This is a genomic window from Microvirga yunnanensis (assembly GCF_025460875.1).
In genome coordinates, this window is sequence record NZ_JAMXFI010000107.1 from 14,717 (window position 1) to 27,719 (window position 13,003).

Consider the following 13,003-nt stretch of genomic DNA (forward strand, 5'->3'; position numbering starts at 1 on the left):
CCGGCAGGTGGCTAACGAGCTTTGCTGTGAGATTAGTACACGGGCGCAGCACGGTCGCGCCCGTGGAGGGAAATCACTTCTCGTAGAAAATGCGATAGACCGCACCTGCTGTGTCGTCCGAGATGAGAAGCGAACCATCGAGGAGCATAGCGACATCGACTGGACGACCGAGATACTCCCCATTCTCGGTAAGCCAACCCTCGGCGAAAACCTCGGTCTTGTCCGCCGTGCCGTCGGGCTTGAGAGAGGTGAACGTCACCCGCGCACCAATTGGCTTGGTCCGGTTCCAGGATCCATGCTGAGCTACGAAGATGCCGCCTTGGTACTTCTGGGGGAACATCCTTCCCGTGTAGAACAACATCCCGAGATCGGCCGCATGCGGGGCAGTCTCGACTTGTGGTGGCACGACACCCGCCGGGATCGGATCATCCTTGTACTCGATGGTGCGAACGGTCCCGCCACCGTAATAGGGGAAGCCGAAATCCTGCCCCGGCTGAGTAGCGCGGTTCAGCTCGCCCGGAGGCTGATCATCGCCCATGCCGTCAACTTGGTTGTCTGTGAACCACAGGGTCTTGTCGGCAGGGTTGAAGTCGATGCCGACTGAATTCCGAATACCAGTGGCATAGACCTCGCGGTTCTTGCCGTCTTGGTCCATCCGGATGATCCCCATCATTCCGACGCGCTTGTAAAGCTCCAACTTCTCCTTCGGCGGCACGTTGAAGGGCTGGCCGAGCGCGATGTAGAGCTTGTTGTCAGGACCGATCCGGCAGACGCGGGCCGTGTGATTGAAGCTCTCCTCCGTGGACGGGATCAGGTCCCCCTGCTTCACGACCTGGAATATAGGAACGTCGGCGCCGCCCTCGTAGAAGAACTCGGCTGCCGGAAATTGGATGACTCTATTCTGCTCGACCACGTAGAGGATGCCATCCGGTGAGAAGCAGACGCCGTTTGGGATCTTGAAGTTGATCGCTGCCGCAAACGGGATGACCTCGTCGGCAACGCGGTCCTTATCGCGATCTGTTACCGTGTACATGCTGCTCTTGCGCGTGCCGACGAACACCACCCCGGCATTCGGGCCCACCGCCATGTGACGGGCATCAGGCACGACGGCGTAAAGCTCAATCCTGAAGCCATCCGGCAGCTTCACCTTCTCCAGATTGCGACGGAGCGCATCGGCCCTGCGGCCCTCCTGCGGGATCGGCTTTGGCGCGGCGGTGCCGGTGGTCTGAAAGCCGGACAGGCGCTCCAGATTGCCAGTGGGAGATTGTGTGACCACCCCTGCGCTTCCTGGAGGTTGGGTCGACGGTTGAGCGAAAGCCGGATACGCAACAAGAAGTGCTGAAGCTGCGCTGAGCCATAAAGCCTTCATGGGTTCCTCCCTCTGCCCAGTTGTTCTGAGAGTTGAACAACACACTCTGGTCAGGGGTGGATCGCCACGTCAAGGAATATGAAGGTGACGGGAGCCCCTGCAACAGGAGATGGGATCGCGGGAAAGCAATCGGGTTAGCCCAGACAACTTCACACATTTGTTGCCTCAACGAGACTACCAGACAGATGGCTAACCCTTAGGTCCAAATCGGCGCATAATAACGCTTCCTGTGTGGAGGGATGTGTGATGCTCGCCGCCATACTCTGCCTTCCAGTCCTCCTGCTGCTGACCAGCGTCAGTCTCGCCCGTCCGGTTCGATTGGTGGCATCCCTGCCATCCTGCTCTTTAGGGCAGCATTCAATGCCGGACTTGAATGGGCTCATCGTGCGGGGCAACCCTCGCGTGGTGGCTCCAGGCCGCCTTATCAAAGGCCTCTACTATTCTGACAGTCTGAAGGGACCCAACGCCCTCGCGGCATTCTTTATCGTATGTGACCGGCTCTTTGAGCCGAACCCGTTCCTAGTAATGGACTTCCGGTCTCAACAATTCTCGTTCGATAGGAACCGAGACGGCTGCGCAGACTCAACTGGACTCATGCCGCTCTCGGAGATCGATCCGGCTGACTTCTACCCGGCCGTCGATCAAGGAGAAGAGATTTGTGAGGAGAATACCGTCAGCCATCGATGGCCCAACAGCCTTGTCGGTGTTCAACAAGCAACCTTCCGCAGAGCATCATCAACGCCGCGATGAGGGACATGCTTGAATGATGGTGCGAACCAGGAAGGGCGCACCAACCGATGTCTTTGCTTGCCTCAACGGCCCACGTCGAGGAGCGGATCGCGTTGGCTGCGAAGGGTTATGATTTCACCGTGAGGCATCTGTCTGTCCGCTCACCAGCGGCAGCATCTTTTGGGGAACGGATCTCTTGGGAGCGGACCGATGAGTGACAAACCCCAAAATGAACATGCCTTCCGGCCCGAGCTGACCGACCTGCGCCAGTCACGCGAAACGGCTTAAAGACGGCCCAACAGCAGGAGAATGATAACGATCAGCAGGATGACGCCAAGGACACCGCTGGGACCATAGCCCCAGCCTCGGCTGTGAGGCCACGCCGGAACAACGCCAATTAAGATGAGGATGAGGACGATAAGAAGGATTGTTCCGACGCTCATGGTGTCGCTCTCCCTGATCTAGCCCCATGCCAAGGTAACATCGCTGTATAGAACTCTCTGGCTGCGCTCATCCGCGTCACGACCGGCCTCGGATTAAGAGCGGAAGGGGTCATGGGACCCCTTCCTTGAGGATTGACACCCTCAGCGAGCGTATTTGAACTCGGGAGCCGCCTTTAGCTGATCCTTGGTCATGTTGGTTGTCAGCAGCGCATGATCCGGAGCCGAGCGGTTCGCGGCAGCGGCGGTCCGGTCCGTCGCCACTGTGCCGGTGGTGGTCGGCGCGTTCGGATTGACGGTCCCTGGCGTGGCTGGGGCCGTTGCTGTAGCTGGGGCTCGCGGAGCCGCTGGGGCATTCGGGTCGGTCGCCACTGTGCGGCCATCGGCAGGGGCGGTGGTGGCCACAGCAAGAGGCTCGTTCACGAACTTGATCTGCTCGAACGGGATCGCCACGTCCCGTTCACCGAGGCCGAGGAACCCGCCGACGCCCACCACCACGGCCTGGATTGTGCCGCTGCTGTCCACGATCAGTTCGCTGATGTCGCCGATCTTCTCGTTATTCTGATTGTAGACGTTCAAGCCGTCGAGCTTGGAGGCCCGCCATTGCCCCGGCTGCTCTTGGGTTATCCAGTTGCCGGTGTTCGTCGCGCCTGACGCTGGGGCCGTTGTGGACGCTGCGGGCGGATTGGTTTGGGCCAGAGCCGGGACCGCGATCAGGGTTGTACCAAGAAGAACTAACGCGAGATGCTTTGCAGCCATGTGTTCCTCCATCGTCTTGTCTGCGCTATGCGGCGCATACCATGATAACGGGAGGTTAAGCCCTTCGTTCGGCTGAACGTTCTTTCTTCGAGAGAGGAACTGGCCCAGGTGGAGCAGCATTGCCTTCGAGAGCCTGTTTTCTCCTGAACCTTGAACCCCGTCCCGCAACGGGGTTTTTGTTGCGGCGCTCGATCAGCCACAAAGCTGGTCACGGCCAAGCTCTGCGCCTCTGTGGCCTCAAGCAGCCCTGTCTGCCGCGCCGGAAAATATCGGGTAGACTGCGATTCAGGCCCTCTTGGACACCAGCGCGCGAGTGAGCACCGCGCTTGCCTTATCGGGTTGGTAAGCCGACAATCTGCTGTTGGGAGCCGCCGCAGAACGGCGTCTGTCGCGGCTCCCGTGACGGAGGCGCCAATGTCGCTGTCTCGGACCTTCACCGACTTTGCCGAGCATGTGGGGCATGCAACCGGCAAGCCGATTACTTTCGCGATTTGCGTGGCGGTGGTGGGTCTCTGGGCCGTCACCGGACCGATCTTCCAGTTCTCTGATGCGTGGCAGCTTGTCATCAACACTGGCACCACGATTGTCACGTTCCTGATGGTGTTCCTGATCCAGAACACCCAGAACCGCGACGGAGCGGCGATTCAGACCAAGCTTGATGAATTAATCCGGGCCAGCGCCGCTCAAAACCAATACATTGGCATCGAGCATCTCACCGAAGAAGAATTGGACGAGCTTCGCAAGCGCTGTGAGACGCGAGCCAAGAAACTCAGAGGCGCAAAGCAGGCCGCCGATATGGCGGAAGGGGCGGTGAACGAGAAAGCGGCCCAGGCGGCTGACGAGGCCACCAGCGGACCATTGCCATTCAAGCCCCACAAGTGAGAGCCGATCCAGAACAGCGCGGCGAACAGGCCGTCGCGACTGACATGATTCTTCACAAGGGTAAGCACAGGAGAGGGAGATGGCTGACACAACGGTGACCAAGGTGAGCAGCGCTCATTCGCCGACTGGCAGTCAAGGCGAGGTGTATCTTGCGTCTGGCAAGCGAGTGTCGATGCGGCTCTGGCGCGACGAGGAGCCCACACAGGACAAACCCAAGCACAGGCATGACTATGAGGTGGTTGGGTATGTGATCGCAGGCAGAGCGGAACTGGAGATTGAGGGCCAGACTGTGCGGCTGGAGCCGGGAGACTCCTGGGTCGTTCCCGCAGGGTCTGAGCATACCTACCGGATTTTGGAGACGTTTACCGCAGTCGAAGCGACTGCTCCTCCTGCTCAGGTGCATGGCCGCGAAAAGGCGTAGCGTCTTGCTGGTGACCGCCACGGTCAGTCCTGAGACCATGTGGTTTGGACCGGCTTCAGCGGGGAATTCTGAATTCGGGAACTGTCCGCAACTCATCCTTGGTGATGCTCATCGTGAGAACGGCGTGTGGGGCAGCATTGAATGCTAAATTCTCGCGCCGGCAGACATTAAGTGCATGGCTTTGCTGGCGAATTCATCGCGTCGGCGGGGTCATCATCGGCGCCGACCGTGACCCCATTAAATTTCCATTTTGTGTCGTTAAGCCAAGGCGTTACGCTTCCCTGGCGAGGGGGCAACCTTTGGTGCTGCTTCACACTCCAGAACGTTGAGCAAGCCCAGTCAGAGGTCGTTCGGTCTGGCGTGAGACACCGCTGCCCCACGATCCCTTATGCTCTCCTCAAACCGTCGGTTGGCTTCGGCTGCACTTTCAAGAGCTTGGCCTCAAGCCGAAGTTCGGGTGTCCGTAGGGCGTGGACTCCAGTAGAATGGACGCTGCTGGGCCTAGAACCTGAATGGCATCGCTCGTACGCAGGTCAGGCATTGTCCCGAGCTGCCGAAGGCCAGAGCGTCTGTCATCGTAACTCCGCCACCCAAGAAGCATGGTAAGACCTGGATTTGCAGGGCCGGTCTGGTTCTCGAATAGCCCCAGGATCGTCGCTCCGACAGCTGCAGCCGCAGGGAGATACGATCTGGCGAGGATTTCGTTGGCAGTGCCCAGCGAGCCGACCGGCACCTCATGGATACGCAATTCAAAGAGGCCAGCGCCTACTGGCTCGGGCAGCGCAGCCTCATCTACATCCAATTGAGGCCAAATGGTCGAGGCAGTTAGGAAGCGCAGATCGTATCGCAGGACCATCTCGCTTGTTCCATTGGTCCGTTGGCGGATCGCCTGCCACTCCTGATCTGCGCCCAGACCGGCAAAGCACCTGGTCCTCTGTTCGAACCCGCCCGGCCAGCGGAGCAGCCACACGAACATGGGTACTGACGGACCGGCGCTTACCGTCCATTGGCCAAGCCGCGGCGGGAAACCGTGTCGCTCAAAGAAGGGTGGTAGCACCCGCCCTATCCGTTCAACAAGTTCCTCAAGGCGTCCCGGAACAGCGTGGTACATCCGCAACTCGTAGAACATGTCGACCCCCTAATTTGATCTCTGTGTATACAAGTTCCTTCTCACCAGCGTGTATACAAACCCTGTTTAAGCCGCACCTGAGCTTTCGCCGGTCTCTCTTGCCGCCCGCATCACAGCCAAACCATTGAGGTAATGGGGCTCCATTAGGGCGCTGAGTCTGTCCCCGTCCCGAGCGACAAGAGCTGATTGCATCGCCTCGTGCTCGCGCAGGGCAGCATCCCATCGGGCTGGGTACAGGTTGGCAGCCGAGCGGGCACGGCGCACACGGGGAGCGAGCAGATCCCAAACCTCCAAAAGAACGAAGTTGTGGGAGGCTGCGACAATCCCACGATGGATGTCCTGATTGAGCACGATGTATCGAGGCAGATCGCGCTGCACGTAGGCAATCATCATCTGATGATGGGAGATCGTGATCGCCGCGATCTCCTCATCGCTGGCCTTCACACAAGCCAGCTTGGCCGCCGCAGCCTCAATATGGCCGACCGTCTGATAGAGCGCCTCTACCTCGTCGAGATCGAGAGGCGCCACAATAGCACCCCGGTTTGGGACAAGTCGCACCAGCCCTTCACTTGCCAGCGTCCGAATGGCCTCGCGCAATGGAGTTCGGGAGATACCGAGGTCCTCACAGAGTTCCTTCTCCCTCAGGAACGCACCTGGCAAGAGCTGGCCTGAAACGATCCTTTCCCGCAGCGCGGTGACAGCTGCGCCATGGAGGCGACCCTTGCGCCCTCCGGAGGGCTCGGGCAGTGACGACGTCTCGTCCCGGACGTCGGCGGGGAGATCAGAATATATCATGAAATATGTATGCACCACTCTTGCGCCCGAGACAAACATCAAAAAACGCAGGAGGGTGTTGACGTGTAGAAAATTTGTATGCACGCTAGCAGTCAATAACGGGGTTGCTTCGACGATCCCGGAAAGGGAGAACGCCATGGCCACTGCAGGCCGCATCGCGCTTTGTCGCGAAGGGTCCCTTGCGCGCATGCACCCGACGCCGACAGCATCGTGTGCCCCGCCCGTACTTCTCCGCCCGCAGCGTCACGCGGCAGTGTCATGCCCAGAGACGTTGATCTCGAACAAGGCGCTAAGTCTCCAAGCGCCGGGTCGCAGCCCGCGCGAGTGTGTTCTGGAGACACAGCTATGACAGGAGCGAGGCCGCGGCTCGGGTTCGTCGGCATCGGCCTGATGGGCGAGGCGATGACCCGTCGCCTCCTCGAACGAGGCTGGGCCGTGACGGTCTGGAATCAGGAGCCGGAGCGTCTCGATACGGTCATTCCTTACGGCGCAGTCGCTGCGGCAAGTCCCGCCGCCGTAGCTGATAGCAGCGATATCGTTCTGATGTGCGTACTGCACACAGAAGCCGTGCGGCGCTGCGTCTTCGAGCCGGACGGAATTGCGGCGGCGCGAAACAAGCCACGCATCGTCATCGACCTCTCCACGGCTGATCCGGAGGCCACCCGCGAGATGGCCCTGCGCCTGCGCACCGAGACTGGAGCCGGTTGGGTCGATGCGCCGGTCTCCGGCGGTCCCGGGGCCGCACGCCAGGGCAAGATGACCATAATGGCCGGCGGCGAGCCCGAGGATATCGAGGCGATCCGACCCATCATGGATGACCTTGCAGCCAATTTTACGCCCATGGGTCCGGTCGGGGCCGGGCAAACCACCAAGATCATCAACCAGGCAATTGTCGGGACTGGTTATGTGTTGATGGCCGAAGCCGTCGTGCTCGCCGAAGCAGCAGGCATCGCGGCTGAGCGTCTCCCGGAGTGCCTCGCGGGAGGTGCGGCCGACAGCGTCCTGCTGCAGACGATATACCGGCAGATGAAGGCACGCGATTTCGCGACGCCCAAGGGCTATGCACGCCAGCTTCTCAAGGATCTTAAGGCTGTCGTGGATTTCGAGCGCACGGCTGGCCTGTCCCTCCCGATCGTCGAAACCGCCTGTGACCGATACGCTGCCTATGTCGGGAAAGGCAACGAGATGGAGGACTCAGCGTCCATCGTGCGTCTTTATGAGGGAAAGGGATCATGAACGACACCAGGGCCGAGATCCCGATCATTGATGCGCATCAGCATTTCTGGAATCTCAGTACAAACTATTATCCTTGGCTTCAGGATCCGGACCCGATCCCGTTTCGATACGGCGACTACTCACCGCTCAAGCGCAACTATCTCCCTGCCGACCTGCGACGCGACATTGGCTCATACCGAGTCGTGAAAACGGTTCACATCGAAGCTGAGTGGGATCGGTCGCGGCCGGTGGCTGAGACCGAATGGCTGCATGCCCTCTCGCGCCGGGAAGGCCTTCCGACAGTGTGCGTGGCTCATGCGGCCCTGGACGCGCCAGATACTGATGAGACGCTTTACCGGCAAAGCCGCTTCTCTATCGTGCGTGGCATCCGTCACAAGCCCGCTGCAGCGGGCTCTCCTGGTGAGGCAAAGCGTGGCGCACCGGGATCGATGGACGATCCACAATGGCGGAAAGGATACGGCATCTTAGAAAGCCTCGGATTATCCTTCGATCTGCAGACGCCATGGTGGCACTTGGATGCTGCGTCCAATCTCGCACGCGATTTTCCAAACACACCGATCATCATCAACCATACCGGCCTGCCTGCGGATCGCAGCCCGGAGGGGCTCGCCGCGTGGCGCAACGCCCTTGAGAGGGTAGCGGCCTGCCCGAACGTTGCCATTAAGATTTCGGGCCTCGGACAGAAGGGGCTTCCCTGGAGCTTGGAGAGCAATGGGCCCGTAATCCGCGATGCTATTGCGATCTTCGGAGTCGATCGAGCCATGTTCGCCAGCAACTATCCCGTGGACAGCCTCGTGGCCTCCTACGGAACGATTGTAGCGGGCTTCCTGGCGGCGATCGCCGACCGCCCGATGGCGGAGCAGCATAAGCTCACCCACGACAACGCAGCGCGGATCTACCGCCTCTAACCGCTTTCAACCACGGGCTTACGAGCACGTCCAACCCAGCAGGAGAGCAGAATGGACACAAAACTCGCTTCCACCACGGGAACCAAAACCGCAGGCCAGCCGGATGCATTCCGAATCCGAAAATATTTTGAGCCGCTGCGGGTCGTTGACGTCTGCGATGCCCTTGACGGTATCGGATACTTCAACATCGGCTTGGTTTCGGAAGATATTCGACCACTCTGGCTCGGCATGCGATTCTGGGGCGTCGCTTACACGCTGCGATGTGTCCCTTCCAACAAACCGATGTGGAAGCTTGATACCACGGAAGACATCGTCAATGCCCATGGGATCTGGTTCGACAAGGTCGGACGGGGCGCACTCGGCTTCAACGATGAGATCCGGCCCGGGCATGTGGTCGTGACCGACGTCGGCGGCGCCGACAACGTCGGTCTCTGGGGCTCAGAAAACACCCTGCGCGCCGTCAAAGCTGGCGCTGTCGGGATCATCACCAATGGCCAGTGCCGCGATACAGCTGAGATCCTGCAGCAGAAGACTCCTGTCTGCGCCAAGAGCCGCGGCCGCACGATCATTCCTGGCCGCATCGAGGCCGTTGAGACGCAGACGACAATCGGCTTTGGCGGAGCCCAAGTTCGTCCAGGCGACATCGTCGGCTGCGATGACGATGGTCTTGTGGTCGTTCCCCTCGAAGTCGCCGAGGAGGTGGCGCGCCATGCCAAGGCAGTGCTCATTGCCGACATGAAGTCACGAAAGAGTCACTACGAAGCGCTCGGGATGCCCGTCGACAGCACGGTCGATTTCGCCGCGGTTGACGAGTACTACGCCGCGCTCGACCGGGCCTAAGACACATCCCGGCCGGCGCGCCTCACAGTGCTTCCGGCTGGGACCACTCTGCCCCGGCGGCGGTTCCGCCGGAGATCAAGCAGACCTCTGCCAAGGAGGCTCGGAACAACGGAGGAAACGATGATGAAGATGAGCTATTTGACCACCGGTCTCGTACTCGGCGCATCCCTCGCAATGAACGGTGCCGCTCAGGCAGCACCGGTCGAGCTGCAGTTCTGGGAAGGCCATAGCGTTCAGGAAGAGACGGCGACGATCAAGATGATCGAGGCCTTCGAAAAGGCTAACCCGGACATCAAGATCGTACGGACCAAGGTCAATTTCGGCGGGAATTTCGAGAAGATCACGACAGCGGTCGCCTCTGGTACGGCACCGGACGTTAGTCCAATCTGGAGCGGTTTCCTGACTCAGTTCGCGGCCTCCGGATCTCTCATTGATCTGAACAAGTACGGAGCGGCGGATATCAAGGGCAGCATTTATCCAGCTTCCTGGAACTACGTCCAGTACAAGGACGGCGTCTATGGCGTACCTTACGCGCAGGATCCGCGGATGATCGTCTACAACCTTGATGCCTTCAAGGAGGCCGGACTGGAGAAGGGCCCTGCAACCCTCGATGAACTGTACGCCTCGGCCAAGGCGCTTTCCAAGAAGTCTGGAAACGCTGTTGAACGCTATGGCTTGGCGGTAGGGGATCAGGACAATATCATCTACTTCTTCGTCAGCCTGCTTTATGCCAATGGCGGGCAGGTTTTCAATGCCGATGAGACCGAAGTGGCCTTCAACAACGAAGCCGGCATAAAGGCGGTCAGCTTCCTCAGCAAAATGGCACGCGAAGGGCTGATATCGACCAACGTGCCGCAGGACAACATGCGCAGCGGTTTGCTCACTGGCCGCTTCGGGATGATTTTTGATGGTCCGTGGATCTTCTATGCGGCCGCGAATCTCGGAAAGCCCGCGCAACCCTTCGATGTGGCGCCGTTCCCGTCCGCGACGCCCAGTGGTCCTTCCGGAACAGTCGCGAGTGTGGGAGCCTACACAGCCTTCGCGTCCAGTAAGCATCCCGAGGAAGCGGCGAAGTTCGTGAAGTTCATGGCGTCTCCCCAGGCGCAGCAGTACCGCATCCAGGTGCTCAAGACCGGTGTCTCCCCGGCGGTCGTCAACGAGCCCTACGCGAAGGAAACGTTCCAGAAGGTGCCGGCCCTCGCCAAGGCGCAGGAGATCGCCGCCAACGTCAAGATCTATCCGGTTCAGGCCAAGTGGACGAAGGTCGTCGATGCGCTTCGGCCAGCTCTCGAAGCGATCAGTTCAGGAGCCGATCCTCAGGAGACCATCAACAATGCCGCGCGTCAGGCCAATCGCGGCCTGCGGCGCTAAGAATTCCGGCGCGACCGCTGCGGTCGCGCCGCCCCACACCGTTCCTGGCAGGAGTGAATGATGGGTCTGAATCGGCAGAAGATCATTCTTGGATCTGTTTTCCTTGGCTTGCCGTTGGCTTGGCTGACCTTCTTCGTGGTGTTCCCGATTCTGCTCGTCGTTTACCTGAGTTTTACGAGCTATGACATTCTTGGATCACCGAAATGGATTGGCCTGCTCAACTATGAGGACCTTCTGGACGACGATGTATTCTGGACCGCGGTGCTGAACACAGCCTATTACACGATTGTGACTGTTCCTGTCGGCATGGCCCTGTCACTTCTGCTTGCTCTGTTCATCAATCGCAGGCTACCGGGCGTCGGCTTCTTCCGCACCGTCTATTATGCTCCAGTCGTTGCGCCGCTCGTCACAACGGCTCTTGTATGGATGTTGTTTTATTCGGAGACGACTGGCCTGTTCAATTATCTTCTGGCGCTGTTCGGCTTCTCCCCGAAGCAGTGGCTCAGCAGCAGCACGTGGGCAATGCCCAGCGTCATCATCATGAGCATCTGGAAGGGGCTTGGCTTCAACATGGTGATCTTCCTAGCTGGACTTCAGTCAATCCCCCGCGAGCTCTATGAGGCAGCCTCCCTTGACGGCGCCGGATCAACCCGCAGCTTCCGGTACATTACGCTGCCGCTGCTGGCGCCTTCGACCGTCTATGTGACGATCACCTCCATTATCGCGTCGTTCCAAGTGTTCTCGCAGGTCTTTGTCATGACGGGCGGGGGGCCGAACAACTCGACCACGACCATCGTACACCAGATCTACAGGACTGCATTTGTTCACCTTGAGGTTGGCTACGCTTCCGCGATGGCGCTTGCCTTGTTTGTCATCCTGGTCGCCGTGTCGATGGTGAACCTGCGGCTTGTCGCCCGCAAAGAGATCTACGGATAGGCACACATGACCGCAAATCCGACAGCTTTGACGAGAGAACTCACACGTGACGATCATGTGGAGTTGAGCATACGCCCGGCAGTGCGAAGGCTCCTGAAGGATTGGTTCGGGTTCTACCTGCCGGCCACTGTCATCGCGCTCGTCATGCTGTTCCCGTTTTTCTGGATGATATCGATCGCCCTGCGGTCTGAGCCGGAAATCTACGCTTACCCGCCTCACATTCTCCCGGAGACCATCCGCTGGGACAACTTTGCGCGGATCTGGTCAGATCCCCGCATGAAAATGGGCCTGCTGTTCTGGAACACCCTGATCTACGCGACCGTCCGAACATTCCTGCAGCTGCTTCTCTCCAGCATGGCAGCCTTCGTGCTGGCCCGCTATCGGTTCCCCGGACGAGACGCAATCTTCTTCGTCATTCTCGCCACCGTCATGATTCCGCACGAGGTGCTGGTCATTCCCCTATTCGTGATCATGAAGCACATACCGCTGGCGGGGGGAAACGATTGGCTCGGCATGGGTGGAACCGGCTGGCTCGACAGCTTCAAGGGCCTGATCCTTCCCGGAATTGTAAGTGGATATTCAATCTTCTTCCTACGCCAGTTCTTTCTCAATATGCCATCCGAGCTGGAGGACGCCGCCCGCATCGACGGCGCCAGTGAATTTGGCATCTACTGGCGGATTACGCTGCCGATGGCGATTCCAGCCCTGACGACGCTTGGTGTCTTCAGCTTCCAGTTCGCCTGGTCCGACTTCATGTGGCCGCTCATCATCACGAACAGTGACCACATTAAGACAATCCAGCTCGGTCTTGCTGTGCTGCAATCAAGCGAGGGAACCGAGTGGTCGCTTTTGATGACCGGTGCGGTGATCGCGACGCTCCCGCTGATATCACTCTTCATTCTGCTCCAGCGCTTCATCTCAACGGGCATCAGCTTTGGGGTTGGTCGATAAGCGTCTTAGCCGGCGTCTGGACACGATCGGAAGGTATTCAGAAATGGCCTCAGTAGAGATCCGCAACATCCGCAAGAATTTCGGAACGGTCCCGGTCATCCACGGGGTGCCGATCGACATCCAGGACGGGGAGTTCGTGATCCTGGTCGGGCCGTCGGGCTGCGGCAAGTCGACCCTGCTGCGCATGATCGCCGGGCTGGAGAACATCTCCGGCGGCGAGCTGCGCATCGGCCCGAA

The 13,003-nt window shown here is 59.5% G+C and carries 15 protein-coding genes; 10 read left to right on the plus strand and 5 right to left on the minus strand.

The features are described 5' to 3' along the window. Positions 1-73 precede the first annotated feature (73 nt). Positions 74-1,369 carry a PQQ-dependent sugar dehydrogenase gene (locus NF876_RS33380; RefSeq protein WP_262272450.1) on the minus strand — a complete coding sequence of 432 codons (1,296 nt, stop codon included), beginning with the start codon at positions 1,367-1,369 and terminating at the stop codon, positions 74-76. A 243-nt stretch (positions 1,370-1,612) separates the two neighbouring features. Here NF876_RS33380 and NF876_RS33385 point away from each other — a divergent pair, with 243 nt between their 5' ends. Then, positions 1,613-2,119 carry a hypothetical protein gene (locus tag NF876_RS33385; protein WP_262272451.1) on the plus strand — a complete coding sequence of 169 codons (507 nt, stop codon included), beginning with the start codon at positions 1,613-1,615 and terminating at the stop codon, positions 2,117-2,119. 263 nt (positions 2,120-2,382) lie between these two features. Here NF876_RS33385 and NF876_RS33390 read toward each other — a convergent pair whose 3' ends face one another. Continuing rightward, the gene (locus tag NF876_RS33390) at positions 2,383-2,541 is read right to left on the minus strand and encodes a DUF3309 family protein (RefSeq protein ID WP_262272452.1); all 159 of its coding nucleotides are present in this window, start codon (positions 2,539-2,541) and stop codon (positions 2,383-2,385) included. Between the two features lie 141 nt (positions 2,542-2,682). Then, positions 2,683-3,297 (minus strand): PRC-barrel domain-containing protein, encoded by a 615-nt coding sequence (locus tag NF876_RS33395; protein ID WP_262272453.1) that lies wholly within the window; start codon positions 3,295-3,297, stop codon positions 2,683-2,685. 414 nt (positions 3,298-3,711) lie between these two features. On the opposite strand from NF876_RS33395, the gene NF876_RS33400 reads away from it, so the two are divergent. Together NF876_RS33400 and NF876_RS33405 are read left to right on the plus strand one after the other, a co-directional pair. After that, positions 3,712-4,179: a low affinity iron permease family protein gene (locus NF876_RS33400; protein WP_262272454.1), complete on the plus strand. Its 468-nt coding sequence runs from the start codon at positions 3,712-3,714 to the stop codon at positions 4,177-4,179. Between the two features lie 79 nt (positions 4,180-4,258). After that, complete coding sequence (locus NF876_RS33405) at positions 4,259-4,600, plus strand: cupin domain-containing protein (RefSeq protein ID WP_262272455.1); 342 nt, start codon at positions 4,259-4,261, stop codon at positions 4,598-4,600. A 427-nt stretch (positions 4,601-5,027) separates the two neighbouring features. Here NF876_RS33405 and NF876_RS43660 read toward each other — a convergent pair whose 3' ends face one another. Both NF876_RS43660 and NF876_RS33410 read right to left on the minus strand, forming a co-directional pair. After that, positions 5,028-5,729, minus strand: a complete 702-nt coding sequence (locus NF876_RS43660) for an NIPSNAP family protein (RefSeq protein ID WP_373696759.1) — start codon at positions 5,727-5,729, stop codon at positions 5,028-5,030. Positions 5,730-5,795: 66 nt separating this feature from the next. Then, the gene (locus NF876_RS33410; protein ID WP_262272456.1) at positions 5,796-6,662 is read right to left on the minus strand and encodes a GntR family transcriptional regulator; all 867 of its coding nucleotides are present in this window, start codon (positions 6,660-6,662) and stop codon (positions 5,796-5,798) included. A gap of 207 nt (positions 6,663-6,869) precedes the next feature. On the opposite strand from NF876_RS33410, the gene NF876_RS33415 reads away from it, so the two are divergent. The 7 genes from NF876_RS33415 to NF876_RS33445 all read left to right on the plus strand — a co-directional run. Then, complete coding sequence (locus NF876_RS33415) at positions 6,870-7,760, plus strand: NAD(P)-dependent oxidoreductase (protein ID WP_262272457.1); 891 nt, start codon at positions 6,870-6,872, stop codon at positions 7,758-7,760. After that, positions 7,757-8,668 carry an amidohydrolase family protein gene (locus tag NF876_RS33420; protein ID WP_262272458.1) on the plus strand — a complete coding sequence of 304 codons (912 nt, stop codon included), beginning with the start codon at positions 7,757-7,759 and terminating at the stop codon, positions 8,666-8,668. Before NF876_RS33415 ends, NF876_RS33420 begins: the two co-directional genes overlap by 4 nt. A gap of 51 nt (positions 8,669-8,719) precedes the next feature. Continuing rightward, positions 8,720-9,508, plus strand: a complete 789-nt coding sequence (locus tag NF876_RS33425) for an RraA family protein (RefSeq protein WP_262272459.1) — start codon at positions 8,720-8,722, stop codon at positions 9,506-9,508. 174 nt (positions 9,509-9,682) lie between these two features. Then, the gene (locus tag NF876_RS33430) at positions 9,683-10,879 is read left to right on the plus strand and encodes an ABC transporter substrate-binding protein (RefSeq protein WP_373696760.1); all 1,197 of its coding nucleotides are present in this window, start codon (positions 9,683-9,685) and stop codon (positions 10,877-10,879) included. A gap of 60 nt (positions 10,880-10,939) precedes the next feature. Continuing rightward, complete coding sequence (locus tag NF876_RS33435; protein ID WP_262272461.1) at positions 10,940-11,815, plus strand: carbohydrate ABC transporter permease; 876 nt, start codon at positions 10,940-10,942, stop codon at positions 11,813-11,815. 6 nt (positions 11,816-11,821) lie between these two features. After that, positions 11,822-12,766: a carbohydrate ABC transporter permease gene (locus NF876_RS33440; protein ID WP_262272462.1), complete on the plus strand. Its 945-nt coding sequence runs from the start codon at positions 11,822-11,824 to the stop codon at positions 12,764-12,766. A 43-nt stretch (positions 12,767-12,809) separates the two neighbouring features. Further along, a partial coding sequence (locus NF876_RS33445; RefSeq protein WP_262272463.1) for an ATP-binding cassette domain-containing protein occupies positions 12,810-13,003 on the plus strand: 194 nt, incomplete at its 3' end.